The following is a 24,941-nucleotide window of genomic DNA, read 5'->3' as shown; positions in this document are numbered from 1 at the left end:
GATGCGCAGCCCGGCCTGCTGTCAGTTGGTGTTGTCAGTCGTTGATGTCGTGGTTGAAGGTCTTCACCTGGCCCTTGGGCAGGGCAAAAAAGCGGCGCATCACCAGCCAGGCCGCCAGCGACAGCACTGCAAAGATCAGCAGCAGCGGCGGCAGGCCGAAACCGGCGCCTGCCAGCAGCAGCAAGGCAACGGCCGCGGCGCCGATGGCAAAGCCGAGAAAGACAAAGCCGGGCACCAGAACCTCCAGTATGGCCAGCGCCAGCGCCGCGGCGCCCCAGACCCACCACAAGTCCCAGAACGGCATGTCCATCATTTGCCCCCTTTCAGCAGGTTGAAGGCGTTGCCAAAGGCCTCCAGCGCGTGGGCGGGGACCAGGATGGTCTGATTGCCCGCGCCCTTGCCGAGCGCGTTCAGCGATTCCACCTGTTTCAGGGCGACCTGGTACTGCGCTGCCTCGATACCGTTTTCGCGGATCGCCTTGGCGACAACTTCGGTGGCATAGGCCTCGGCCTCGGCCTGGATGCGGCGGGCCTTGGCGGTCTGTTCGGCGGCATAAAGCTCGGCGTCGGCGTTCAGCTCAACCGCGCGTTTTGCGCCCTCGGCCTCGGTCACCTGGGCGCGGCGGGCGCGTTCGGCATTCAGCTGCTGCAGCATCGCGTCGCGGGTGGCCTGATCAAGGTTCACGTCCAGGATCTCGGCGCGGGTGACTTCGATGCCCCAGTCGTCTACCGCGCTTTCGACCGAATGCTGGATCTGCCCGATCAGCTGCGAGCGGTTGGATTGCACCTCGTCCAGGTCCATTTTGCCGATCTCGGCGCGCACGATGCCGGCCACGGTGGTGGCAATGGCGCCGTCCACGTCGCGGATCCGGTAGACGGTCTTTTCCGGCTCCAGGATGCGGTAGAACACCGAAGTGTCGATCTGCACCAGCACGTTGTCCTTGGTGATCGCGTCCTGGGTGGCGTTGGGCAGCTGGCGCTCCAGGATTGACATCTTGTGGCGGGCCACATCCAGGAACGGCACGATGAAGTTAATGCCCGGCCCGAGCACAGAATGCAGGCGGCCGAAACGTTCGATCACGTATTTCTCGGACTGCGGTACGATGCGCACGCCCTTCAGTACCACGATGATCAGCAGGACCGCGCCCAGCAAGTACAGCAGGTTACTGGAGAGTAGGTCCAGAATCAGGTCTTCGTTCATGAATATGCCTTCTGTTTCAAACGCCTGCGGGCAGGATCCTGCGCCCGTCCCGGCAGGTCAAGATAAACTGCGCCTCAAGAGGCAGAGGGTTTGAGCCGCCGCATCGGGGCCGGGCGGACCCGGTCTTCGATCTCGGCATAGATCAGCGCGGCGATGTTTTTGGAGGAGGTCTTCTCGATCCCTTCCAGCCCGGGGGAGGAATTCACCTCCAGCACCTTGGGGCCGGTTTCCGACCGCAACAGATCCACGCCCGCCACGTTGAGGCCAAAGGCACGGGCGGCGCGGACCGCGGTGGAGCGTTCCTCCTTGGTGATGCGGACGATTTCAGCGCTGCCGCCCAAGTGCAGGTTGGAGCGGAAGTCGCCTTCCGCCCCGGAGCGTTTCATCGCCGCGACCACCTTGGAGCCGACCACCAGACAGCGGATATCCACGCCTGCGGCTTCCTTGACAAACTGCTGCACCAGAAAGTTGGCCTTGAGCCCGCGGAAGGCGGTGATCACGCTTTCGGCGGCCTTTGTGGTTTCCGCCAGCACCACGCCCTTGCCCTGGGTGCTTTCGAGCAGTTTCACGATCAGCGGCGCGCCGCCCACAATCTGGATCAGGCTGCCGGTGTCCTTGGGCGAGGCCGCAAAGGCGGTGGCGGGCATGCCGATCTTGTGGCGCGCCAGAATCTGATGCGCGTGCAGCTTGTCGCGGCTGGCAGTGATGCCTTCGGCGCCATTGACGCAATAGGTGCCCACGGTTTCGAACTGGCGCAGCAGCGCGGTGCCGTATTGGGTGACCGAGGCGCCGATGCGCGGGATCACCGCGTCATAGCGGGGCAGGCGCTTGCCGTCATAATGGACCTCGGGCGCCAGCGCGTTCAGCGCCATGTAGCAGCGGGTGGTATTGATCACCTCGACCGTGTGGCCGCGGTTTTCACCCTCTTCCACCAGGCGGCGGGTGGAGTAATTGTCCTCGCGGCTGAGCACGGCAATGCGCAGCGAGCGTTTCGGGGCGGATTTGCGGATGCTGGAAGAGGAATAGACCGAATAATCCAGTTCCGGCTGGCACAGACGTTCGCCCGGCACCACTGTCACATTTTCGGTCAGCGCCTGGCGGCCCAGCAGCATGTGTTTCGCCATGCCGCGCCGGTCGGTCAGCGTCAGCTCCACCGGCCAGGACTGGCCTGCGATCTCCATCGGAGTTTCGATCACAAAGCGCATTTCGCTTTCGCCGTTTGACGACGTCACTTCGCGGCGGTCCTTGATCAGGGCTGAGCAGGGGATTTCCAGATCGTACTGGCCGGGGATGGGATGCACCATGAAGCGCACCTTGGGGGCGCTTGCCGGGCCAAAGGTTTCAATGCCGGTGGCATGCAGCGAGGAGGTGCGGGCGCCGGTGTCGACCTTGACCCGCAATGCGGGTAGACCAAGGTCGGGCAGGCTTACCCATTCTTCCCAACCGAGTTTCAATTGCGGTGCGGCGTCGGCTGTGGACATGGAGTTGGCTCCTTGGCATTAGAGGGGAATCACCGGTGTGCCGGTTTGAGTGTAACGGCAGGAATAGAAGATGGCAGAGCTTTTCAACTTTGAACTGAAGGCAACCGACGGCACGGCGCGCACAGGTGTCATCAATACGCCGCGCGGTGAAATCCGCACGCCTGCTTTCATGCCGGTCGGCACCGCCGCCACCGTCAAGGCGATGATGCCGGAAAGCGTGCGCGCGACCGGGGCCGATATCCTGCTGGGCAATACATACCACCTGATGCTGCGCCCGACAGCGGAGCGGATCGACCGGCTGGGCGGCTTGCACAAGTTCATGAACTGGGAGCGGCCCATTCTGACGGACTCGGGCGGGTTTCAGGTGATGTCGCTGGCCGGTTTGCGCAAGCTGACCGAGAAGGGCGTGACCTTCAAATCCCATATCGACGGCTCCAAGCATGAGCTGACACCAGAACGCTCGATGGAGATCCAGCGGCTGCTGGGATCTGATATCGTGATGTGTTTTGACGAATGCCCGGCGCTGCCTGCGGACCGTGACCGGATTGCGGAATCAATGCGCCTGTCTATGCGCTGGGCCGAGCGGTCGCGCGAGGCATTCGGCGACCGTCCCGGCCATGCGCTGTTCGGGATCATGCAGGGCGGGCTGGAACAGGACCTGCGCGAAGAAAGCGCTGAGGCGCTGAAGAAAATCGGATTTGAGGGCTATGCTGTTGGCGGCCTTGCGGTGGGCGAGGGGCAGGAGGCGATGTTCGATTGCCTTGATTACGCCCCCGGTTTCCTGCCCGAAGACAAGCCGCGCTATCTGATGGGCGTGGGCAAGCCCGGTGATATCGTCGGCGCTGTGGCGCGCGGCATTGACATGATGGACTGCGTGCTGCCGTCGCGGTCGGGCCGCACCGGACAGGCCTTTACCCGCTATGGCGTGGTGAATATCAAGAACGCCCGCCATCAGGACGACCCGCGGCCCCTGGATGAGCATTGCAGCTGCCCGGCCTGTTCGAGTTATTCGCGGGCTTACCTGCACCATGTGTTCCGCTCGAACGAGATGATTTCGGGGATGCTGCTGACCTGGCACAACCTGCATTATTTCCAGGAGATCATGCAAGGTATGCGGGAGGCGATTGCCGCCGGCAGTTTTGAGGTCTGGCAGAAGGACTTTCACGATACCCGCGCGCAGGGTGATATCGAGCCGCTGTAAACGGCGCCCCGATACCCCCGGCGCTGCTGCGCCAGGGGCGGGTTCAGGCCTTAGGGCTTACTTTTTGCGCTTGATGCGTTTGGCCTGTTTGATCACCTTGCCAAGCGCTTTGCCGGCGGCGCGGCGTTCCGACGGAGACTGCGCGTTAAAGGCGTCCTCGGATCTTAGCTTTTGCCAGCGCGCAATGCGGTCGGTGTCAAGCTGGCCGGCTTTGGCGGCTGCTTGGATGGCGCAGCCCGGTTCGCTTTCGTGCTGGCAGTCCCTGAAACGGCAGTGTGCCGCGATATCGGTAAGATCCTGAAACACCATATCAATACCGTCTTGCGCGTCTGATATCTGCAGCTCGCGCATGCCGGGAGTGTCGATCAGCCAGCCGGCGCCGGGCAGCCGCAGCATTTGCCGGTGCGAGGTCGTATGGCGGCCTTTGCTGTCGTCCTCGCGGATGGCGCCGGTTTGCATCAGCCCGCCGCCGGCCAGGGTGTTGGCCAAAGTGGACTTGCCGACACCTGAGGAGCCGGCCAATGCCACCGTTTCCCCCAGTCCGCACCAGGCACGCAGGCGGTTCACCTCTGCAGGATTGGTGGCGTCGATGGTTTCGGCAACAAGGCCGGGCTGCAAGGATTGGGCCTGGGTCCGGTAACTGTCGGGATCATCTGCCAGGTCGGCCTTGGTCAGAATGATCACCGGGGTGGTGTTTGCTTCGTTTGCCAGCGCCAGAAAGCGTTCCAGCCGGGCGATGTTGAAGTCGTGATTGCAGGAGGTGACGATAAACAGCGTGTCAATGTTGGCGGCAATCAGCTGTGTTTCGCGGCCGGTGCCGGGCGCGCGCCGTCTAAACAAGGAGGCCCGTTCCAGCAGGACGGTGCCGTGCCCGGTTTCTGGGTCAAGCAGCAGCCAGTCGCCGACAGCGGCGCCGTCAATGGCCGGGCAGGTGAGGGGGCCGTCAGCGCTGATGAGGTCGAACTGGCTGCGGTGAATGGCGGTGATGCGGGCCGGAGCGGCGCCCTCGGCGGCATCTGCCATCTGGTGTTGAAAAAAGGGTTTGAAACCCAGTTCGCTCAGGCCGGAAGAGACCTGCGAACGCACGGGGGTGTTCAGAAAGCCGGGAAGTTTTCTGCGGTTCATGTCTTAAAACTCTTGGAGAGCCCGTTTGGCGGGCGTTGTATATTCAAATGCGGCCAAACAAACCCGGCCCGCTGGCTGCAGGTCTGAAGGTTTTTTACGTTTGGTGTGGGCCGGCATGCCGCGGGCCCGGATGACTCAGGTCATACAATCTCCGATATTCGCCGTGCAGTTTAGGCGCCGGCGTGCAGTTGTACAAGGTGCTGGATGTGAACCCTGTGCCAAGCAGTTGGAACCCGCCCGTATGGCTGCTGGATGACGGCTGGCCGGGCGCAACTATGTGCTGTTAAACGGCCTGTGCCCTGCGGCTCTTGCAGCTGCGGCGGACCCGTTAGGCCTTTGGTCACCCTTTCACCATTTGCGCCCTTGTGGTCCGGGTGCGGTGCGGGCAAGGTGGCTGCAAACCTTGGGGCAGGGCGGTTGAAAAGTGTTAACCATCCCCCCAGATAAAGACATCAATTGAGGAGACGGGCCAAAGCTGCCGGGATCGGGGCCGGACCGTCTTGCCAAATCAAAGGACCGAGTATGCAAGAGCCACTCAATTCCTCCTACCCAGTCCTGCCGCTGCGCGACATCGTGGTCTTTCCCCACATGATCGTGCCGCTGTTTGTGGGCCGGGAAAAATCGGTGCGCGCCTTGGAAGAGGTGATGGCGGATGACAAGCAGATCCTGCTGTCCAGCCAGATCGACCCGTCCGAGGACGATCCCGAAACCGATAGCATCTATTCCGTGGGCGTGCTGGCCAATGTGCTGCAGCTGCTGAAACTGCCCGACGGCACCGTCAAGGTGCTGGTCGAGGGGCAGGCGCGTGTAAAGATCACCGAATTCCTGGAAAATGACAATTTCTTCGAGGCCAAGGCCGAGGAACTGCCGGAAATGCCCGGTGATGTCACCACCACCGAGGCGCTGGTGCGCACCGTGGGCGACGAGTTCGAGCGCTATGCCAAGGTCCGCAAGAACATCCCCGAGGAGGCCCTGTCTGCCGTCGGTGAAACCACTGAGCCGGCCAAGCTGGCCGATCTGGTTGCGGGTCATCTGGGCATTGAGGTCGACCGCAAGCAGGAACTGCTGGAAACACTGTCCATCAGCGAACGGCTGGAGAAGGTCTATGGCCTGATGCAGGGCGAAATGTCGGTCCTGCAGGTCGAGAAGAAGATCAAAACCCGCGTCAAATCCCAGATGGAGAAGACCCAGCGCGAATATTATCTGAATGAGCAGATGAAGGCCATTCAGAAGGAGCTGGGCGACGGTGAGGAAGGCGCTGGCGAAATCGCCGAGCTGGAAGAAAAGATTGCCGCCACCAAACTGTCGAAAGAAGCGCGCGAAAAGGCGGATGCCGAGCTGAAGAAGCTCAAGAACATGTCGCCGATGTCGGCCGAAGCCACGGTTGTGCGCAACTATCTCGACTGGATGCTGTCGATCCCGTGGGGCAACAAGTCCCGCGTCAAGAAAGACCTGAACAAGGCGCAGGAGATCCTGGATGCGGATCACTATGGCCTGGAGAAGGTCAAGGAGCGGATCGTCGAATACCTGGCGGTGCAGCAGCGCTCGGTCAAGCTGAAGGGGCCGATCCTGTGCCTAGTCGGTCCTCCGGGCGTGGGTAAGACCTCGCTGGGTAAATCAGTTGCCAAGGCGACGGGGCGCGAGTTCATCCGCATCTCGCTGGGCGGCGTGCGCGATGAGAGCGAGATCCGCGGCCACCGCCGGACCTATATCGGCTCGATGCCCGGCAAGATCATCCAGGCGCTGAAGAAGGCGAAAACCACCAACCCGCTGATCCTGCTCGATGAGATCGACAAGATGGGCCAGGATTTCCGCGGCGACCCGGCCTCGGCGATGCTGGAGGTGCTGGATCCGGAACAGAACAACACCTTTATGGATCACTATCTGGAGGTCGAATACGACCTCTCGAACGTGATGTTCCTGACCACTTCGAACAGCTACAACATGCCGGGGCCGCTGCTGGACCGGATGGAGATCATTCCGCTGTCGGGCTACACCGAGGACGAAAAGCGCGAGATCGCCAAGCAGCACCTGATTTCCAAGCAGGTGAAGAACCACGGGTTGAAGGCCAAGGAGTTTGAGCTGACCGAAGACGCGGTGACGGAGATGATCCGGACCTACACCCGCGAAGCCGGCGTGCGGAACCTGGAGCGCGAGATTGCCAAGGTGGCGCGCAAATCGCTGACCAAGATCATCAAGAAAGAGGCCGGCAGCGTCACTGTCACGGCGGACAATCTGGATGATTTCCTGGGCGTGAAGAAGTTCCGCTATGGCCTGGCTGAGATGGAGGATCAGGTTGGTGTTGTCACTGGCCTCGCCTATACATCGGTCGGCGGTGAGCTGCTGTCGATCGAGGCGCTGCGGCTGCCGGGCAAGGGCCGGATGAAGACCACCGGCAAGCTGGGCGATGTGATGAAGGAGTCAATCGAGGCGGCGTCGAGCTATGTGCGTTCGATCAGCCCGCAGATCGGCGTCAAGCCGCCGCAATTCGACAAGCTGGACATCCATGTGCACGTGCCCGACGGCGCGACGCCCAAGGACGGCCCAAGTGCGGGCCTGGCGATGGTTACGGCGATCGTGTCGGTGCTGACGGGCATTCCGGTGCGCAAGGACATTGCGATGACGGGCGAAGTCACCCTGCGCGGCAATGCCAGCGCCATTGGCGGCCTCAAGGAGAAGCTGCTGGCAGCTCTGCGCGGCGGTATCAAGACGGTTCTGATTCCGCAGGAAAATGAAAAGGATCTGCCGGAAATTCCGGACAATGTGAAAGAAGGGCTGAAAATCATCCCCGTGTCCCATGTGTCCGAGGTTCTGAAACACGCGCTGGTGTCCCAGCCGGACCCCATCGAATGGGACCAGGAGGCCGAGGAAGCCGCAGCAGCCAAAGCGGCTCTGAAAGGCTCAGAGGACGGGGCGGGCGCTACCGCCCACTGATCACGGCCTGGATCTGGTGCAAGAAAGGAAAGGGCGGTCCCGCGGGACTGCCCTTTTTCAGTTTTATCTTCCGTTCCGGCCCTTCTTGGCGGGGCGTGGTTCCCAGGTTTCTGTGTGTCTATCCCTGACAGGTCTCAGGCGTGGGAGGACGGCTCCCGCCCGCTGCGGGATGCGCTGATGCGCCTCAGCAGCGGTTGGGCGGGGCGCCGCACCTGGGGTGCGGGAGTGCCCCGCGGTATCGCTTGGGAAGGCGGTCAGGCCGCCTTGCTGGAACCGGCCATTTTGGCCTGTACCGTGGCAATGGCCATTTCGGCCGGGCTGACATCTGCTGTCTCAGCCTGGATCAGGATCGAAGCCATCGTTTCGTCCAGCGCTTTGAGTTTCTCGGCAACAAATCCCTTGCGATCCTTGATCCGCTGGATTTCGGTTGCAACGTTGATGATGCCGCCGCCATTGGCCACAAAGTCAGGCGCATAAAGGATGCCGCGCGCGTGCAGGCCTGCGGCGTCAGCAGCGGTCGCCAGCTGGTTGTTGGCGCCGCCTGCGACGATGTCCGCCTTCAGCTGCGGGATCGTCCGGGCATTCAAGATGCCGCCGATGGCGCAGGGAGCAAAGACGTCTGCGTCAACACCGTAGATTCCGTCCAGCGGCACTGCTTTGGCGCCGAATTCGGCAATTGCCTGTTCTACACGGGCCTCGTCGATGTCGGTCACAATCAGCTTGGCGCCGGCCTCGGTCAGAAACCGGCAAAGATACCAGCCGACATGGCCCAGGCCCTGCACCGCAACGGTGACGCCGCCCAGATCACGGCTGCCGTGTTTGTGGGCACGCGTGGTGCAAATCGCGTTGAAAATACCGCGGGCGGTGATGGGAGAGGGATCGCCGCTAGCATATTCGCCATCGGCAAGACCTGCCACAAACCGGGTTTCCTCTGCCAGAACCCCCATGTCGGAAGGGCTCATCCCCATGTCTTCGGCAGTGATGTAGCGGCCGTCCAGGCTTTCGATGGCACGGGCAAAGGCGCGCAGCAGCTCCGGCGATTTGTCCCGGGCAGGGTCGCCGATGATCACCGCCTTGCCGCCGCCCAGCGTAAGTCCCGCTGCGGCGTTCTTGTAGGTCATGCCTTCGCTGAGCCGCTGAACGTCGGTCAGTGCTTCCTCTTCGCTGGCATAGGGGCGCATCCGCAATCCGCCGGCGGCGGGACCCAGCCGGGTGGAGTGGATGGCGATGAAGCCAAGCAGCCCCGCGGAGGCCTCCTCGACGCGGTAGATCTCTTCATGGGTGGTTGATGCGACGGCAGTCACTGTCATCTGGATTGCTCCTCCAAAACTTTTCCCGATGATACTAGGGCGCGGGCGCCGGTTTTCACTAAAAAGACCTGCCAGAACGGTGGTGTTTGGTGGTATGCTCTGTAGAAGAAGCCTATCTTAGAGGAAACCTCCATGGACTCAATTGATCGCAAGATTGTGGCCGCGCTTCAGCGCAATGGGCGGCTGAAGATTTCCGAATTGTCAGAGAAGGTCGGGCTATCGCCAACGCCCTGCGCGCGCCGGGTGGCCAATTTGGAGGAAAGCGGCGTGATCAGCGGCTATTCCGCGCGAGTGGATCAGACCAAGATGGGGCTGCCGGTCACGATCTTTGTGGCGGTGGAGCTGGAGCGCCAGTCAACCGGCGCCCTGCAGGCCTTTGAAAAAGCGGTGCGCCAGTTCGATCAGGTGATGGAGTGCTACTTAATGACCGGCACACGCGATATCCTGTTGCGGGTGGTGGCCGAGGATCTGCCGGATTTCGACAGATTTCTGGAGGACCGTCTGATGCGGGTGCCGGGCATTCGCAACACCCGGTCCAGTTTTACCCTGCGCACCATGATTCAGCGCGATGCCCTGCCGGCCTGCTAACCGGTTCACGCCGGAGGGGGCCTGTGTTAGGCTGGCTGCACAGAGCAGGCCCGCACGCCTGGCTGCCAATCGCAACAGCGCGGGGCAGCTGAGAAGCCGATGCAGGGTAAATAACAGGATCATGGGGCACAAATGGCAAGAGCAACCAGCAAAAGCAGTACATCCGGGCGCAAGTCCGGCGAAGGCAAGCCACCTGTCCGCAAGGCAGGCACGCTGAAGGCATCCACCGCCAGGACGGCTGCTGTGAAACCTGAGACAGGCGAACCTGAAGATGTGAACGCACCGATGCAGCGGCACGCGCCGGAAGCCAACCCGTCATCCGAAGCGTCTGCTGCACCAGAACCCGTGGTTGTAACAGCCGCTTCACCGATTGTTGCCGCACCGGAACTGAACAAGAAGGAACTGGTGGAGCTGGCAGTCGAACGCTCCGGTGTCAAAAAGAGAGACGCAAAGCCGGTGGTTGAGGCGGTTCTGGCGCTGCTGGGCGAGGCCGTGGCCGAAGGCCGTGAGTTGAACCTCAAGCCGTTCGGGAAACTGCGCATCAACCGCAGCCAGGAACGCAGCAATGGCAAAGTGTTCGTATGCAAACTGCGCCAGCCGGCCGTCGCAAAAAACGCGACGGCAGAAAATTCCGGGGAAGCCGGAAATTCTTCCAATGACCCTCTTGCAGAGGCCGCATCGGACGGGTAAAAGCCTGCCTCACGGGTGATTAGCTCAGTGGTAGAGCGCTTCGTTCACATCGAAGATGTCAGGAGTTCAAATCTCTTATCACCCACCATTCTCTTCAAAAGGCGCTCCCGGTACCGGTTAAGCGCCTTTTCTTGTTTGCGGGGTTTCGTTGTCCCCGGCTTGCCGCTACCAATTTGGCGATAGAACCGGGCAGGGGGCATGTGATGCAATTTCCAAAAATCTGGCTGCTGAGACACGGGCAGACCGAGTGGAATGCAGAGCACCGCATTCAAGGTCAGCTGGAATCGCCGCTGACACCGCTGGGCATTGAACATGCCCGCCGGCAGGCCGGTCTGATGGCGCCTGTGCTGGAGCAGAAACCGGCCTGCTATGCGTCCCCGCTGGGCCGTGCCCAGCAGACAGCGGATATCGCGTTGAGAGGGGCGCCATTTGTGACCGATCCGCGCCTGGCAGAGGCCTTTGCCGGCGTGTTTCAGGGGATGACGCTGCAGGAGGTCGCGCAGCGTTACCCGCAGATCCATGGCGCCAATCCGCGGAACCTGGACCTGTTCTGCGAGGCCCCCGGCGGCGAAGGCTATGCCAGATTTCATGGCCGCATTCTGGACTTCATGCTGTCGCTGACCGGGCCGTCTGTGGTGGTGGCGCATGGGCTTTTGGGGCAGGTGATGCGCGGTATCATCTGCGGCCTGCCCCGCGACAGCATGGCGGCTCTGCCGAACGGGCAGGGGTGCGTTTATGTGCTGGAAAACGGGATGGAAACCGTTTTGGAGTGATCCGGCGGGCAGGGTGGAAAAATCTTTGTTTTTTCTCTTGCGCTGCCCGGCGGCATTGTCTAAATCCCCGCTTACCGGGTCGTTAGCTCAGTTGGTAGAGCGCTTCGTTTACACCGAAGATGTCGGGAGTTCGAGCCTCTCACGACCCACCATCCCCACCTTGCAGATTGACCGCGCTAAGATACCGATAGGCGCGTAGTCTTTGGATTTTTGCCATCTGTTTCAAAGGGTTGCCGGGGGGGCGATTTTTTTTTGAGGGAAAGTCCCGAAAAAGGCAAAACACTTCTTGACGGTTCTAAGGGGTGGGAATATTACAGCCCAACATTCAGCAGCGATGCTGAACGTGCAGCGGGCGGTTGTAGCTCAGTTGGTTAGAGTACCGGCCTGTCACGCCGGGGGTCGCGGGTTCGAGCCCCGTCAACCGCGCCACCGCTGCACCTCATCCTGGGGTAAAACAGGATCCGCCCCGGAGGGGAACTGGATTGGAAACAATCTGCCGAAAGGCGAAAATGCGGTTGTAGCTCAGTTGGTTAGAGTACCGGCCTGTCACGCCGGGGGTCGCGGGTTCGAGCCCCGTCAACCGCGCCACTTTCGCCTGCCGCCCTGGCATTGCAGGGTCCGCCCCGGAGGGGAAGACTGGCCGGAGACGGCCGCCGAAAGGCAAATGCGCGGTTGTAGCTCAGCTGGTTAGAGTACCGGCCTGTCACGCCGGGGGTCGCGGGTTCGAGCCCCGTCAACCGCGCCACTTTCTCTCAATTTCAGGTATGAACGCAGCTGTACCGTGGTTATACGGCTGTTTCCGGAGTGTCCTGGCTGAAAGTGTTGAGCCAGCCTGACGCGCTTTTTTCCCAAAGCGAGGAGATCAGCATGACCTGCCAGCATGAGCTGCCTGAGGAACGGTAGCGCGCCCGGTAGGACAGCAGTACAGCCTGTTCTGTTATGACGCGCAGCTGCGCATCACTCAGCCGGAATTGCGCCATTACCGGCCCGTCCTTCAGTTGATCGCAATGGCCTGCCTTGCCCGAAAAGCCGCTGGGATAGACACCTAGGAAGTCCTCCGACAGCATCCGGCCATCTGCCTCGGGGTCGCCAGAGACAAGCGCCTCCCAGACCTTGGTTTCCAGGGTAAGGATTTCGGCCAGCTGCGGGCCTTCGGTCATATTCTTTTCCTTCATGGCGCCACATTGGCGAACTGGCGCATCAGGTGCAAGCGGTCGGGGCCGGGGTATCAAAGAGCCGGAGGATTCGGGTCCGCGCCGGTGTCGTGGCGCCAGCCAGTGAGTTCGAAATCGACCCATTTCTTGAGGCGTTCCAGGTCTGCCTTGGGGATGGTTTCCAGATACCGCAGCATCACGCGGGTGCCGTGCTGATAGCCGGCGCGGTAGCTTTCTTCCGGATCGGTCTGGTTGCCTTCGAAACCGGGCGGGCGGTTGAATCTGCTTTGTGCCATCTGCTGTCTCCATCGTGGTCCGCTGTCGCGGCAGAAATCACATGCAGTATCGGATGGTTCGGATAACCAACGGTTAAGCCGATAGGGAGACGCGAGGAAAACAAGGGTAAAAACGCAATCCGTGCCCAGGGAACATCCTGCTAGTGGCGTTAGCGTTGCTTGCAGCGCTAATTTTGCACGGTGTCACCCATTCTGCATGGGGCCGACGGAAACAGAGCGCTCCCGCGCCTTTCCGGCGGCATCATAGATACCGCTGGAAGCCTTGGGTCTGGCGCCGTGCCAAGGCACGGCGCGCGCCGCGCAAGCGGCGCCAGACCCAACGGGAAGAAGGCCTCGCATGAGGCTTGATGACGGGCGGGAGTGCGGCGTCGCCTGCTATTGCAGCCGTGTGCTGAAGTCGTAGAGGTCAAACATCCGGTTGGCAGCGGTTCGCAGTTCCAGCCGGGCAAGGTACGGCGTTTTTCTGATGTAATAGAGGATCCGCAAAAACGCGATGTCTGCCAAGGTTGCCTTGGTGTAATTGAAGTTGAGGTTCAAGGCGCTTGGTGTTTCGCCTTCGAAAGGAAGCAGACCGGCCACGAGAAGAAACTGCCGTGGCAGGCAGGCGTCCAGGTCTTCGGGGGTAGTGAAGACATAGGCCTTGGCCTGGCCGGGGCGGCGGTTCAGGGAAACCGCGCAGTTTGTGCCTGAAAACAGCCGGGCCAGCTTGTCATCGGTGGACTCTGGAACCGCTTTGGCCCGCCTTCCGCTGGAAAAGAAGGCTGCGGCGACGGCTGCACCCGATTGCTGTGCCTTGCGCGCCAGGAAACCGGTAGCGCCAACGAAAACCGCCTTACCGGCCTGGCCGAGCCTTTTCTCCGGTGGCACTGGGCGGCACCGGGCGGAGCGGGGAGAAGCGGTGCCAGTACTGCCGCAAGTATTGCGCACGTCTTAAAGAGAGAGTTTATGCCTGCTTCCCGTTGTCCGGCTCGCTTCGCGGTGTCCGGATTGGAGTATCCGGGCGGGGCTTCGAAATGCACCGCCCGAAACTGGGGTTACTTGCGCGATAGGGCGTCCAGGACACGGGCCCAGGAGCGGATGCCCTTGTGAAAGCTCTTCAAGTCGTATTTCTCATTCGGCGAGTGGATGGCGTCGTCGTCATTGGCAAAGCCGATCAGCATCGCGTCCATGTCCAGGATCGACTTGAAGAAGCCGGCAATCGGGATCGAACCGCCCATACCGCAGAATACGGCCTCGCGCTCCCATTCGTCCGACAGGGCGCCGCGGGCGGCCTCAAATTCGGGGCGGGTGATGTTCATCACTGCGGCGCGGGAGCCTTCGAGGTCGTTGTCCCAGCGCACCGATGCGTCCGCAGGCAGGCGGTCCTCGACGTGTTTGCGAATCTTGTCGCGCAGCGCGTCAGGGTCCATGTCGCCGACTAGGCGGCAGGTGATCTTGCAGTGCGCCTCGGACGGGATCACGGTTTTGGAGCCGGCCCCGTTGTAGCCGCCCCAGAGGCCGTTCACCTCGAGCGTCGGGCGGGCCCATTGCTGTTCCAGGGTAGAATAGGCTTTTTCGCCGTGCGGCTGCGAGTAGCCGACCGAACTCAGGTATTCGGATTCGTCAAAACCGCAGCTCTTCCACTGGCGCAGCTGGTCCTCGGGCACCTCATGCACGCCGTCATAGAAACCCTCGACGGCCACGCGCCCGGTGTCACTGTCATAAAAGGAGGCTACAATTTCCGAGAGTGTACGCAGCGGGTTCAGGCCGGGGCCGCCATAGTGGCCCGAATGCAAGTCGATGCGCGGGCCGACGATGGTGAATTCGTCCTTCAGCATGCCGCGCAGCTGCGAAGAGATCGACGGCACCCCGCGCGACACCATCGAGGTGTCGCAGATCAGCGCGAGGTCGGCCTTCAGCTCCTCGGCATTGGCCTCCATGAAGGGGATCAGCGAGGGGGAACCGGATTCTTCTTCGCCCTCAAAGAAAAAGGTGATGCGGCAGGGCAGGGAGCCGTTCACGGCCTTCCAGGCGCGGCAGGCCTCGACAAAGGTCATCAGCTGGCCCTTGTCATCCGAGGATCCGCGGCCGCGGATCACGGTGCCGTTCGGGGTTTCCTCCAGTTGCGGTTCAAACGGCGGGGTGTTCCAAAGGTTCAGCGGATCGACCGGCTGCACATCATAATGGCCGTAGAACAGCACATGCGGCGCGTCTGTGTTTTCCTCGCCCACATGACCGACCACCATCGGATGGCCCGGCGTTTCGCGCTTTTTCGCCTTGATACCGATGGCGTTGAGATCGGCCACCAGCCAGTCGGCGGCTTTATCACAGTCGGTCTTAAAGGCGGGATCGGTGGAAATCGATTGGATCCGCAGCAGGTCCATCAGCCGTTCGGTGGCGGCGTCCAGCTCTGTGTCGATCCGGTCCAGAACATCATTCAGTGCCATCTTTCATTCTCCTGCGTGTCCGGTTGCGGGCAATTTGACGCGGACCCTAACAGCGGTCCGGAACAGGGGCCAGTGGGGGAAGGGCGGGGTTTCGCTTGTTTTTCCAGGGCGGCAGGTTTCCGATCCTGCGCATAGTGACGCCTGAACACGCGGCATATACGACGCAAACGGCCACAGGTTGGCCGCAGCTGTCCTTGCCCAGCCTCTGTTTAAGTTTTATTTGACCTGCATCAATGTTGCGCACCTAGGGCGGCGCGTATGCAGTTGATCAAAAGGGGTGCCTGCGGTAATCATTCCGGACCGTGAATGTGGCCGCATCGCCGACAGGCCGTGCCCTTTACACAGCCCGCGTGCCCCTGGGGCCGCATGAAGCCATGGAGATGCCGGTGGACTATACCGCGAAACTGGATGCAGCGATTGCCAGCCTTCACGACGAGGGCCGCTACCGGACCTTTATCGACATCGAGCGCAAGAAGGGCCATTTCCCGCATGCGGTCTGGACCCGTCCGGACGGCGGCGAACAGGACATCACCGTCTGGTGCGGCAATGACTATCTGGGCATGGGCCAGCATCCGGTTGTGCTGGAGGCGATGCATGATGCGATTGATTCGACCGGCGCAGGCTCCGGCGGCACCCGCAACATTTCCGGCACTACGGTTTATCACAAGCAGCTGGAGGCCGAACTGGCGGATCTGCATGGCAAGGAAGCCTCGCTGCTGTTCACCTCGGCTTACATCGCCAATGACGCCACGCTGAGCACTCTGCCCAAGCTGTTCCCCGGCCTCATCATCTATTCCGATGCGCTGAACCATGCCTCGATGATCGAGGGCGTGCGGCGCAATGGCGGCGCCAAGCGTATCTTCCGCCACAATGACGCGGCGCATCTGCGCGAGCTGCTGGAAGCCGATGACCCCAAGGCGCCCAAGCTGATCGCCTTTGAATCGATTTATTCGATGGATGGCGATTTCGGCCCGATTGAGGCCCTTTGCGACCTGGCTGATGAATTCGGCGCGCTGACCTATATCGACGAAGTCCACGCGGTTGGCATGTACGGCCCGCGCGGCGGCGGCGTGGCAGAGCGCGACCGTCTGGCCCACCGCATTGACATCATCAACGGCACGCTTGCCAAGGCCTACGGCGTGATGGGCGGCTATATCGCGGCCTCGGCCAAAATGTGCGACGCGATCCGCTCTTATGCGCCGGGCTTCATCTTCACCACCTCGCTTGCGCCGTCGGTTGCGGCAGGGGCGGCGGCCTCGGTTGCCTATCTGAAGGGCGCGCAGGATCTGCGCGACAAGCATCAGGACCAGGCCAAGGTGCTGAAATTGCGGCTTAAGGGTCTTGGCCTGCCGATCATTGATCATGGCAGCCACATCGTGCCGGTGATTGTCGGCAACCCGGTGCACACAAAAGTGCTGTCCGACCATCTGCTGGAGGACTATGGCATCTACGTGCAGCCGATCAATTACCCGACTGTGCCGCGCGGTACCGAGCGTTTGCGCTTTACCCCGTCGCCGGTGCACGGCCCCAAGGAAATCGACGCGCTGGTCCAGGCGATGGACGCATTGTGGTCGCATTGTGCGCTGAATCGTGCCGAACTTGCCGGGTAACATACTGATCAGTGTAAATTTACCTTCGGTGTGTTACGCTGTTGCTAATCAATGAGCGGATCTGAGTCGCAATTGTGATTCTTTCACCGCCCTGAACAGATTGCGGCAGGCAAAAATGGGACAGCAGGCATGATCGGGCGCTTCACCCAGCGCAAGCAAGAAGAGCATGGCGGAACGGCAGAGCCGAAGGGTTTTGACGATTTCGAGTTGAAGCTCGGCGACATAATGCGCGGTGAGCGGGCAACGATGGGTAAGTCGTTGCTGGATGTGCAGCGCGAGTTGCGGATCAAGGCGTCCTACATCGCCGCAATCGAGAATTCAGACCCTTCCGCCTTTGACACGCCCGGCTTTATCGCCGGGTATGTGCGTTCCTATGCACGCTATCTGAATATGGACGCAGAAGAGGCTTTTCAGGATTTCTGCACCGAAAGCGGATTTACTGTTGCCCATGGCATGTCTGCCGAAGCTTCCAGCCGGACCAAAGGCGGCGCCGCCCAGGCAGTCACATCCACCGGGCTGGGCGGCGATGCTTTTGCCTCGCCCAACACACCGTTTATTCCCGCCCCCAGCAGTTTCCTCAGCCAGATCGAACCGCGGGCCGTCGGCTCGCTGATGGTGCTGGCAGCGCTGATCGGCGGCATCGGTTATGGTGGCTGGGCCGTCTTGAAAGAGGTGCAGCAGGTGCAGTTCGCACCAGTGGATCAAACTCCTGCGGTGCTGGCTGACCTTGATCCGCTGAACAGCGCAGTTCTGAATGCAGCCGGGGACGCGCAGGATCCGGCAGCTGAGGCGCTGGACCGGCTTTACCGCCCGCAGGCTCTGGATGTGCCTGTGCTGGTGGCGCGCGATGCACCGATTTCGACCCTGGATCCGGCCACGCTGGGCAACTTTGCTGCGCCCGAAGTGCCCTCGCTGGCCTTTGCCGAAGCCAGCCTGCCCTATGAGGGCGGGGGGCCGCTGCAATTGGTGCCGCAGGTTGTGGCCGAGGTTAAGCCGGGCGTTGAAATGGTTGCGGTGCGCCCGTCCTGGGTGCAGGTCACTGCGGCAGATGGCAGCGTGATCCTGGAAACCATCATGGACGCAGGCCAGCGGTTTGAGGTGCCTTTGACCGAAGATGCCCCGCGCCTGCGCACCGGCGAAAGCAGTGCAATCTATTTTGCGGTGAACGGCGAACATTTCGGCCCGGTCGGCGAACGCGGCCAGGTATCCAAGAACATCGACCTGTCGATGGACGCGATCACCAACCGGTTTGCACTGGCTGATCTGGCCGATGGCAGCAATGAAGCACTGGCAACATTGGTAGCCGAGCTGCAGGCGGACCAGCCGGCCGAGTAGCTGTTGCCGCAAATGTGCCCGGCGAATCCCGCCGCAAGAGGCGGGCTGCCATTGCAGCGCCGCCTATCAGCACGTATCTAGCTGCTAACAGGATCCAGCCGGGACGCATTCCTCATGTCGATCAACCACATCCGCCCCTGGCGCCATATCGAGCGCCGCAAAAGCCGCCAGATCCATGTCGGCAATGTGCCCGTCGGCGGCGACGCCCCGATTGCGGTGCAGACGATGACCAACACGCTGACCACCGATGTGGCGGGATCCGTTGCCCAGATCCAGGCCGCGGCTGAGGCAGGCGCGGATCTGGTCCGGGTCTCGGTCCCGGATGAGGCGTCCTCAAAGGCGCTGAAGGAGATTGTGCGCGAAAGCCCGGTTCCGATCGTGGCCGATATCCATTTCCACTACAAACGCGGGATTGAGGCTGCCGAGGCAGGTGCCGCCTGCCTGCGCATCAACCCGGGCAACATCGGCGACGAAAAACGGGTGGCCGAGGTGATCAAAGCCGCGAAGGACCACAATTGCTCGATCCGCATCGGGGTGAATGCCGGGTCGCTGGAAAAACACCTCCTGGATAAATACGGTGAGCCCTGCCCGGAAGCGATGGTGGAGTCCGGCCTCGACCATATCCGCATCCTGCAGGACCATGATTTCCACGAATTCAAGATCTCGGTGAAAGCCTCGGATGTCTTCATGTCAGCCGCCGCATACCAGCAGCTGGCAGAGGCGACCGACGCGCCGATCCATCTCGGCATCACCGAGGCGGGCGGCTTTGTCTCCGGCACCATCAAATCGGCGATCGGCCTGGGCCAGCTCTTGTGGATGGGCATCGGCGACACCTTGCGCGTGAGCCTTTCTGCCGATCCGGTGGAGGAAGTGAAAGTCGGCTTTGAGATCCTCAAATCCCTCGGCCTGCGCCACCGCGGCGTCAATATCATCTCCTGCCCCAGTTGCGCGCGCCAAGGGTTCAACGTGATCAAGACGGTGGAAGCGCTGGAAGAACGGCTTGCCCACATCCACACTCCGATGAGCCTTTCGATCATCGGCTGTGTGGTGAACGGTCCGGGTGAGGCGCTGATGACCGACGTCGGTTTCACCGGCGGCGGCGCGGGTGCGGGCATGGTCTATCTGGCGGGCAAGGCCAGCCACAAGATGTCCAACGAACAGATGGTCGACCACATCGTTGAAGAGGTCGAGAAAAAGGCCTCGGAAATTGAAGCGGAAATGGCCGCCCAAGCTGCGGAATAACCTCGCAGGCCTGCGTCAGGTTGCCCGCTTTTTCATCTTTGCAAAAATATTCCGGGGCTGCCATTGGTGCGCCATTGGTTCAAGCCTAATGGCGGCGGGCAGAGCCCCGGTTCCGCTGGTTCGACGTCGGGCGTCAGCTCTGCTGGTCGCGGATTTCAGCCACTATGATCTCCATCTGGTCGGCGGGCAGGTAACCGCGCAGCAGCTCATTGCCCAGCACAAAGGTCGGGGTGCCGGAGATTGCCATCTTCTGTGCCAGCGCTCGGGTCTGGCGCAGTTCGGCCGTCACCTCTTCGCTGTCCATCTTGGCAAAGATCGCATCGCCATCCAATGACAGCCCGTCCGCGATCCGGCGCAAAGCCACCTCGTTCGGCTCGCTGCCGAATTCAATCAGCGCATCATGCACTTGCTTATAGGCGTCATTCCCCGCCACCAGTTTGGATGCCACGGCAAAGCGCGACGACAGCACCGAGGCTTCGCCGAGGATCGGGAATTCCTTGATCACCAGGCGGATATTGCCGTCGCCTTTCACCAGCTTTTCCACCTCGGGGGCCGCCCGGCGGCAGTAGCCGCAGCGGTAATCCATGAACTCAACCAGGGTGATGTCGCCGTCCGGATTGCCGCCGACCCAGGAATAGCCATCGTTCTGCAGCTCTGCCAGATTATCTGTGACCAGCGTGTCATCGCGGACAGCCTCGGCCTGCTGCTGGCGCTGTTCCAGCAGATCAACCGCTTCCAGGATCAGCTCGGGGTTCTCCAGCAGATAGGCACGGATCTGTTCGCCAAAAGCCTCACGTTCGGCGTCAGACATATTGCTGAGGTCCAGCGCCTGCGCCGGGGTGCTCAGCAGCGCGAGGGCGGTGGCTGCCGCCGTGGCGGCGCGGGTAAAGGGTTTCATTTTCGTCTTTTCCTTTTCTGAGCTTGTTCATAGGCCGTCAGCACATCCTGTGCCCGCCGCGCGGCGGCGGATCCTGCAGGCAGCTGGGCGACAGCCCGTTTGGCATGAATTCCGGCGTCATCCAGACGCCCTTGCAAGGCATAGCGTTCGGCGGTGACCAGCGCGGCCAGGCCGCGCTGGCCGGTCTTGGCATAGGCCAGCGACATGTCGCGCAGCAGCACCTGATTGCGGAAATCAATGGCGCGGGCGCGTTCCATGGATTGCAGCGCCGCTTTCGGCTGGCCCGCGGCCAGCTGCGCACGCCCGTAACCGGAAAGGATCAGCGGGTCCTTGGGGGCCAGTTTCACCGCCTGGCCATAGGCCGCCAATGCGGCGCCCCATTGCCGGTTCTCTATCAGGATCTGTCCCTTCAATTCATGATAGAAGGGGTCGGAGGGCCGGACCGCCAGCGCGCCATTTACCGCCTTGAGGGCTTTCTTCAAATTTCGCTGCCGGTGATAGGCGGCGGCTTCGCGCATCAGGCGCACGTCTTTGTACTGTTCCTCGCGCACCCGGCGCAGCGTCCATTTCGGGGCGCGGGTAAACCCCGACAGCTTGCCGCGCACCCGGGCGAACCAGTATTGCGCCTCGGCACTGGCCCGGCCCTTGTCGCCATGCGCCGCGAGATAGGCTTGCGCGGCGCGGATACGGTCGCGGCTAAGCGGGTGCGAGCGGGTGTAGGGGTCCTGACTGCCGGCACTCAGCACTTCCTGACCGGCAAAGGCGCGGTGCAGATCGACCAGCCCCTGCGGGCTGATGCCGGCACGGTTGAGGTAATCCGCAGCAGAACGGTCGGCCGAGCTTTCTTCGGCGCGGGTATGGGACAGAAACCCGCGCAGCGCGGAATTCTGCGTGCCGATGGCAATGCCGCCCGCGGCGTCGCCCGCACCCGCCGCCGCAGCCAGAACCGCAAGCGCCACGCCTAAACCGGCAGCGCTGCTGGCTGAGCGCAGGTTCTGCATCCGCCGCGCCAGATGGCCATTGGTGATATGGGCGGCCTCATGGGCGATTACTGCCTGCAGCATCTCGGGGGAGGTCACCTTGAGGATCAGCCCGTAATTCACAAAAATCGTTCGCGAATCCAAGACAAAGGCATTGAAGGCGGAATCGTTGACCAGCAGGATCCGGACCCGGTTTGCATTCAGTCCCGCGGCCCGCAGCACCGGTGCTGCCAGCCGGTTCAGCCCGTGCTCGATATCCGGATCGCGCAGCAGCGAGATCGACGCCGCTTGCGCCGCCGCAGCAAATTGAAACAGCGCGCAAAGCACAAGAGCCGGGATTGACGCCAGCCGGAAGAAACGGTCAAAACTCATGCGCGCACCATGGGAGATCAGAATGCGAAACTCAAGCCGATCCAGGGTTGATCCGTTTATTGTGATGGACGTGATGGAGGCCGCCCGCAAGGCCGAGGAAGCAGGCCGCCATATCATCCATATGGAGGTGGGCCAACCATCGACGGGGGCGCCCTCCGGTGCCTTGAAAGCGCTGGGGAATGCGCTGGAAAACAATGCTTTGGGTTATACTGTTGCTTTGGGTCTGCCGGAATTGCGCCAGCGCATCGCGCGGCTGTACGGCGACTGGTATAACGTCGATCTGAATCCGGATCGGGTGATCGTAACACCGGGCTCCTCCGGCGCCTTTCTGCTGAGTTTCACGGCACTTTTTGACAGCGGCGACCGGGTGGGGATCGGCGCGCCGGGGTATCCGTCCTACAGGCAGATCCTCAAGGCGCTGGGGCTGACGCCGGTGGACATCCAGACAGCCCCGGAAAACCGGCTGCAACCCGTGGCTGCCGATTTGAAGGGGCAGGATCTGGCGGGCCTCATGGTGGCCTCGCCCGCCAATCCATCCGGCACCATGCTGGACCATTCCGCGATGGGCGCCCTGATCGATGCGGCGCGGGGTGAGGGGGCCAGTATTATCTCCGACGAGATCTATCACGGGCTGGAGTATGAGGCGAAGGCGGTCTCCGCGCTGGAGCTGACGGATGAGGCTTATGTTATCAATTCCTTCTCCAAGTTCTTCTCGATGACCGGCTGGCGGGTTGGCTGGATGGTGGTGCCCGAAGACCATGTGCGGGTGGTGGAACGCATCGCCCAGAACATGTTCATCTGCGCCCCGCACGCCAGTCAGGTGGCGGCACTTGCTGCGATGGACTGCGAGGATGAGATGAGGGAGAATCTGGCCGTCTACGCCAAGAACCGCCAGCTGATGCTGGACGGGCTGCCCAAGGCCGGTTTCACCAAAATCGCACCGCCGGACGGGGCGTTTTATGTCTATGCCGACGTGTCGGACCTGACCGCGGACAGCCGCAGCTTTGCCGCGGAAATCCTTGATAAGGCAGGCGTTGCGGTGACGCCGGGGCTGGATTTTGACCCTGTCCGGGGGGCAACGACACTGCGGTTCTCCTATGCGCGATCGACGGCGGATATCGAAGAAGGACTGGCGCGGCTGGAGAAATTCATGGCCGCGCGCGGCTGACCTTTGAAAGGCGGATTTTCAATCCGGGCGGAATTGCCTAGTCTGCGCCGAAAACCAAGAACCGGGGTTCGGGCATGGGCAGACTGCTTTCCTTCATCACGCTGATCTGGCTGCTGGCAGGCGGCGCCTGGGCGCAAGGCTTCAGCGGGCTGGCGCGCATTGATGCTGACGCCAGCCGGGTCCGCGATGCCGGGCGGGGCACCGAGGTGGTTCTGGGCCTCAGCCAAGGGGTGCCGTACCGGCTGTTCACCCTGGCGGAGCCGCCAAGGCTAGTGCTGGACTTCCAGGAAGTCGACTGGACCGGGCTGACGGCGGAGACCTTGCTGCAGGGCGAGCAAATCACCACGGCGCAATTTGGCACCTATGTGCCGGGCTGGTCGCGTTTGGTTTTGCAGCTGGCAGAGCCGATGAAGGTTTCCACCGCAGCAATGACAGTTGATCAGGTGACCGCCGCCGCCCGGCTGGCAGTATCGCTTGCGCCTGCCACGGCGGAAGAGTTTGCTGCCGGCGCCGGCGCTCCGCAGGATCCGCGCTGGGATCTGCCTGCGCCGCAAACCATGCCGGGCAAGGGCGCGCGCGATGAAAATGCACCGCTCCTGGTGATGCTTGACCCCGGACATGGCGGCATCGACCCAGGGGCGGAGACCGAAGTGGTCATTGAAAAACACCTGATGCTGCAATTCGCGCGGGAGCTGGGCGAGGCGCTGCTGCGGTCCGGCCAGTTCACCGTGCAGATGACCCGCGACGACGACTATTTCGTTTCGCTGGAGCGGCGCATTGCCATGGCGCATCAGGCCGGGGCGGATGTGTTCATCTCGCTGCATGCCGACACGATTTCCGAGGGCCGGGCGCATGGCTCGACTGTTTATACGCTGTCCAAAGAAGCCTCCGATGTGGCCTCGGCTAAGCTGGCAGAGCGGCACCTGCGCGGTGATCTGCTTTCGGGCACCGACCTGAGTGAAGCAGACGACAAGGTGACGGCGGTGATGCTGGATCTGGCCCGGCAGGAAACCCAGCCGCGCAGTGATGCCTTGGCGACGGCGCTGATTGACGGGCTGCGGGGGCAGGGGCGGCCGATCAACAACCGGCCGCTGCGCTCGGCCGGGTTTTCGGTGCTGAAATCGGCTGATATTCCTTCCGTTCTGGTGGAGATCGGCTTTCTGTCCAGCAAGCGGGACCTTGAGAACCTGGTGGATCCGGATTGGCGGGCCAAGGCTGCGCGCGGCATTCTGAACGGGCTGATCACCTGGCGCGCCCAGGACGACGCCCGCCGCACGCTGGTGCGGCAATAGGGGCAGCGATGAAACTGATATGGATGTCCGATCTGCATTTCGAGGCTGAGGGGCTGGTGCTGGGCCACGACCCGCGTCTGCGGCTGCAGGCTGCCGTAGACTTTATTGCCGAGCACCATTCGGATGCCGCCGCCTGTCTGATCACCGGCGACCTGGTGGAAACCGGAACGATGCAGAATTACAAGGCGTTGAAGGGGTTTCTTGACGGCTTGCCGATGCCGGTTCTGCCAATGACCGGCAATCATGATGACCGGGCGGCGCTGCGTGCGGTGCTGCCGTTGCCGGAGACCGCAATGCCTGGTTTTATCCAATACCGGTGCGATTTCGGGGATCTTTCTGTGCTGTGCCTGGATACGCTGATTCCGGGCGCCGCGGCGGGCGTTCTTTGCGCAGACCGGATGGGTTGGCTAAAGGCAGAGCTGGACGCGCTGAACGGGCGGCCCGCCATCTTGGCCATGCATCACCCGCCGATGATGCTGGGGCTGCCGATGCTGGATCCGGACAATCTGCGAAACGGGGACGCGCTGCTGGCGTTGCTTGCCGGTCACCCCAACGTGCTGCATCTGCTGGCGGGGCATGTGCACCGGCCTTGTTCAGGCACAGCGCAGGGCATTTCCTTTACCACCGCAAAATCAGTGCTTTACCAGGCGCCGCCACCGTGCCCTGATTGGGATTGGAGCAGCTTCAGACCCGCCGCCGAGGCCCCGGCGCTGACGGTGCTGGAGCACAGCCCAGGCGGGCTGACCCTGCAGCAATGCCAGTTCTGTGACTACGGCTTGGGTGCTCCCGCCACGTAAGACACCGCACAGGGCGGGGAATTGTGCTAGAATTCTCCCATCTCTCTGGCATATATCCGCTGTTTCCTG

Annotated in this window: 22 protein-coding genes and 5 tRNA genes; 16 read left to right on the top strand and 11 right to left on the bottom strand. The window is 62.0% G+C overall.

What is annotated here, in order from left to right:
- Nucleotides 1-34: 34 nt before the first annotated feature.
- The 3 genes from K3557_RS10995 to rimK all read right to left on the bottom strand — a co-directional run bounded on the left by K3557_RS10995 (nucleotide 35) and on the right by rimK (nucleotide 2,681).
- Nucleotides 35-313 (bottom strand): hypothetical protein, encoded by a 279-nt coding sequence (locus K3557_RS10995; protein WP_409201176.1) that lies wholly within the window; start codon nucleotides 311-313, stop codon nucleotides 35-37.
- On the bottom strand, nucleotides 310-1,200 hold the full coding sequence (locus K3557_RS10990) for an SPFH domain-containing protein (RefSeq protein WP_259985322.1): 891 nt from the start codon (nucleotides 1,198-1,200) through the stop codon (nucleotides 310-312). Before K3557_RS10990 ends, K3557_RS10995 begins: the two co-directional genes overlap by 4 nt.
- A gap of 74 nt (nucleotides 1,201-1,274) precedes the next feature.
- Nucleotides 1,275-2,681, bottom strand: a complete 1,407-nt coding sequence (gene rimK, locus K3557_RS10985) for a 30S ribosomal protein S6--L-glutamate ligase (RefSeq protein ID WP_259985320.1) — start codon at nucleotides 2,679-2,681, stop codon at nucleotides 1,275-1,277.
- A gap of 70 nt (nucleotides 2,682-2,751) precedes the next feature.
- Here rimK and tgt point away from each other — a divergent pair, with 70 nt between their 5' ends.
- A complete protein-coding gene (tgt, locus tag K3557_RS10980; protein WP_259993856.1) occupies nucleotides 2,752-3,882 on the top strand; it encodes a tRNA guanosine(34) transglycosylase Tgt in 1,131 nt (376 codons plus the stop codon).
- A gap of 57 nt (nucleotides 3,883-3,939) precedes the next feature.
- On the opposite strand, the gene rsgA is transcribed toward tgt, so the two are convergent.
- Complete coding sequence (gene rsgA / locus K3557_RS10975) at nucleotides 3,940-5,007, bottom strand: ribosome small subunit-dependent GTPase A (RefSeq protein WP_259993855.1); 1,068 nt, start codon at nucleotides 5,005-5,007, stop codon at nucleotides 3,940-3,942.
- A 522-nt stretch (nucleotides 5,008-5,529) separates the two neighbouring features.
- Between rsgA and lon the strand changes: the two genes are divergently transcribed.
- Nucleotides 5,530-7,941 (top strand): endopeptidase La, encoded by a 2,412-nt coding sequence (gene lon / locus K3557_RS10970; protein WP_259985298.1) that lies wholly within the window; start codon nucleotides 5,530-5,532, stop codon nucleotides 7,939-7,941.
- Nucleotides 7,942-8,195: 254 nt separating this feature from the next.
- Here lon and K3557_RS10965 read toward each other — a convergent pair whose 3' ends face one another.
- Nucleotides 8,196-9,251, bottom strand: coding sequence for a Glu/Leu/Phe/Val dehydrogenase (locus tag K3557_RS10965; RefSeq protein ID WP_259985296.1), 1,056 nt, complete (start codon nucleotides 9,249-9,251; stop codon nucleotides 8,196-8,198).
- 132 nt (nucleotides 9,252-9,383) lie between these two features.
- Here K3557_RS10965 and K3557_RS10960 point away from each other — a divergent pair, with 132 nt between their 5' ends.
- The 8 genes from K3557_RS10960 (at nucleotide 9,384) to K3557_RS10925 (ending at nucleotide 12,047) form a co-directional block, all read left to right on the top strand.
- Complete coding sequence (locus K3557_RS10960) at nucleotides 9,384-9,839, top strand: Lrp/AsnC family transcriptional regulator (RefSeq protein WP_259985294.1); 456 nt, start codon at nucleotides 9,384-9,386, stop codon at nucleotides 9,837-9,839.
- Nucleotides 9,840-10,082: 243 nt separating this feature from the next.
- On the top strand, nucleotides 10,083-10,529 hold the full coding sequence (locus K3557_RS10955; RefSeq protein WP_259993854.1) for an HU family DNA-binding protein: 447 nt from the start codon (nucleotides 10,083-10,085) through the stop codon (nucleotides 10,527-10,529).
- A gap of 13 nt (nucleotides 10,530-10,542) precedes the next feature.
- A tRNA-Val gene (locus K3557_RS10950) sits at nucleotides 10,543-10,617 on the top strand.
- 115 nt (nucleotides 10,618-10,732) lie between these two features.
- Complete coding sequence (locus K3557_RS10945; protein WP_259993853.1) at nucleotides 10,733-11,302, top strand: histidine phosphatase family protein; 570 nt, start codon at nucleotides 10,733-10,735, stop codon at nucleotides 11,300-11,302.
- 76 nt (nucleotides 11,303-11,378) lie between these two features.
- Nucleotides 11,379-11,454: transfer RNA gene (locus tag K3557_RS10940), tRNA-Val, on the top strand.
- A gap of 200 nt (nucleotides 11,455-11,654) precedes the next feature.
- Nucleotides 11,655-11,731, top strand: a tRNA-Asp gene (locus K3557_RS10935).
- Nucleotides 11,732-11,813: 82 nt separating this feature from the next.
- Nucleotides 11,814-11,890, top strand: a tRNA-Asp gene (locus K3557_RS10930).
- A gap of 80 nt (nucleotides 11,891-11,970) precedes the next feature.
- Nucleotides 11,971-12,047: transfer RNA gene (locus tag K3557_RS10925), tRNA-Asp, on the top strand.
- A gap of 40 nt (nucleotides 12,048-12,087) precedes the next feature.
- Here the strand turns inward: K3557_RS10925 and K3557_RS10920 are convergent.
- The 4 genes from K3557_RS10920 to K3557_RS10905 form a co-directional block, all read right to left on the bottom strand.
- Nucleotides 12,088-12,477 carry a nuclear transport factor 2 family protein gene (locus tag K3557_RS10920; RefSeq protein ID WP_259993852.1) on the bottom strand — a complete coding sequence of 130 codons (390 nt, stop codon included), beginning with the start codon at nucleotides 12,475-12,477 and terminating at the stop codon, nucleotides 12,088-12,090.
- Between the two features lie 53 nt (nucleotides 12,478-12,530).
- On the bottom strand, nucleotides 12,531-12,752 hold the full coding sequence (locus K3557_RS10915) for a hypothetical protein (protein WP_129371299.1): 222 nt from the start codon (nucleotides 12,750-12,752) through the stop codon (nucleotides 12,531-12,533).
- Between the two features lie 375 nt (nucleotides 12,753-13,127).
- Complete coding sequence (locus K3557_RS10910; protein WP_259993851.1) at nucleotides 13,128-13,619, bottom strand: hypothetical protein; 492 nt, start codon at nucleotides 13,617-13,619, stop codon at nucleotides 13,128-13,130.
- 167 nt (nucleotides 13,620-13,786) lie between these two features.
- Entirely contained in the window at nucleotides 13,787-15,178 is a 1,392-nt protein-coding gene (locus K3557_RS10905; protein WP_259993850.1) for a dipeptidase, read from the bottom strand.
- Nucleotides 15,179-15,564: 386 nt separating this feature from the next.
- Here K3557_RS10905 and hemA point away from each other — a divergent pair, with 386 nt between their 5' ends.
- The 3 genes from hemA (at nucleotide 15,565) to ispG (ending at nucleotide 19,365) form a co-directional block, all read left to right on the top strand.
- On the top strand, nucleotides 15,565-16,788 hold the full coding sequence (gene hemA / locus K3557_RS10900) for a 5-aminolevulinate synthase (protein WP_291737749.1): 1,224 nt from the start codon (nucleotides 15,565-15,567) through the stop codon (nucleotides 16,786-16,788).
- 129 nt (nucleotides 16,789-16,917) lie between these two features.
- Nucleotides 16,918-18,123, top strand: coding sequence for a helix-turn-helix domain-containing protein (locus K3557_RS10895; RefSeq protein WP_259993849.1), 1,206 nt, complete (start codon nucleotides 16,918-16,920; stop codon nucleotides 18,121-18,123).
- Nucleotides 18,124-18,237: 114 nt separating this feature from the next.
- Complete coding sequence (ispG, locus tag K3557_RS10890) at nucleotides 18,238-19,365, top strand: flavodoxin-dependent (E)-4-hydroxy-3-methylbut-2-enyl-diphosphate synthase (protein ID WP_259993848.1); 1,128 nt, start codon at nucleotides 18,238-18,240, stop codon at nucleotides 19,363-19,365.
- 133 nt (nucleotides 19,366-19,498) lie between these two features.
- On the opposite strand, the gene K3557_RS10885 is transcribed toward ispG, so the two are convergent.
- Together K3557_RS10885 and K3557_RS10880 are read right to left on the bottom strand one after the other, a co-directional pair.
- On the bottom strand, nucleotides 19,499-20,263 hold the full coding sequence (locus K3557_RS10885; RefSeq protein WP_259985273.1) for a DsbA family protein: 765 nt from the start codon (nucleotides 20,261-20,263) through the stop codon (nucleotides 19,499-19,501).
- A complete protein-coding gene (locus tag K3557_RS10880) occupies nucleotides 20,260-21,615 on the bottom strand; it encodes a M48 family metalloprotease (RefSeq protein ID WP_259993847.1) in 1,356 nt (451 codons plus the stop codon). The genes K3557_RS10885 and K3557_RS10880 overlap by 4 nt, the downstream gene beginning before the upstream one ends.
- 22 nt (nucleotides 21,616-21,637) lie before the next feature.
- Between K3557_RS10880 and K3557_RS10875 the strand changes: the two genes are divergently transcribed.
- The 3 genes from K3557_RS10875 to K3557_RS10865 all read left to right on the top strand — a co-directional run bounded on the left by K3557_RS10875 (nucleotide 21,638) and on the right by K3557_RS10865 (nucleotide 24,872).
- Nucleotides 21,638-22,783 carry a pyridoxal phosphate-dependent aminotransferase gene (locus K3557_RS10875; RefSeq protein ID WP_259993846.1) on the top strand — a complete coding sequence of 382 codons (1,146 nt, stop codon included), beginning with the start codon at nucleotides 21,638-21,640 and terminating at the stop codon, nucleotides 22,781-22,783.
- Between the two features lie 74 nt (nucleotides 22,784-22,857).
- Complete coding sequence (locus K3557_RS10870; protein WP_259993845.1) at nucleotides 22,858-24,075, top strand: N-acetylmuramoyl-L-alanine amidase; 1,218 nt, start codon at nucleotides 22,858-22,860, stop codon at nucleotides 24,073-24,075.
- Nucleotides 24,076-24,083: 8 nt separating this feature from the next.
- The gene (locus tag K3557_RS10865; protein ID WP_259993844.1) at nucleotides 24,084-24,872 is read left to right on the top strand and encodes a phosphodiesterase; all 789 of its coding nucleotides are present in this window, start codon (nucleotides 24,084-24,086) and stop codon (nucleotides 24,870-24,872) included.
- The last annotated feature ends 69 nt before the right edge of the window (nucleotides 24,873-24,941 follow it).

Origin of the sequence: Leisingera sp. M523, assembly GCF_025141335.1 — a bacterium.
Taxonomy (GTDB): domain Bacteria; phylum Pseudomonadota; class Alphaproteobacteria; order Rhodobacterales; family Rhodobacteraceae; genus Leisingera.
Note: the sequence above shows the minus strand (reverse complement) of the source record. Positions and strands in the feature narration are given on the sequence as shown.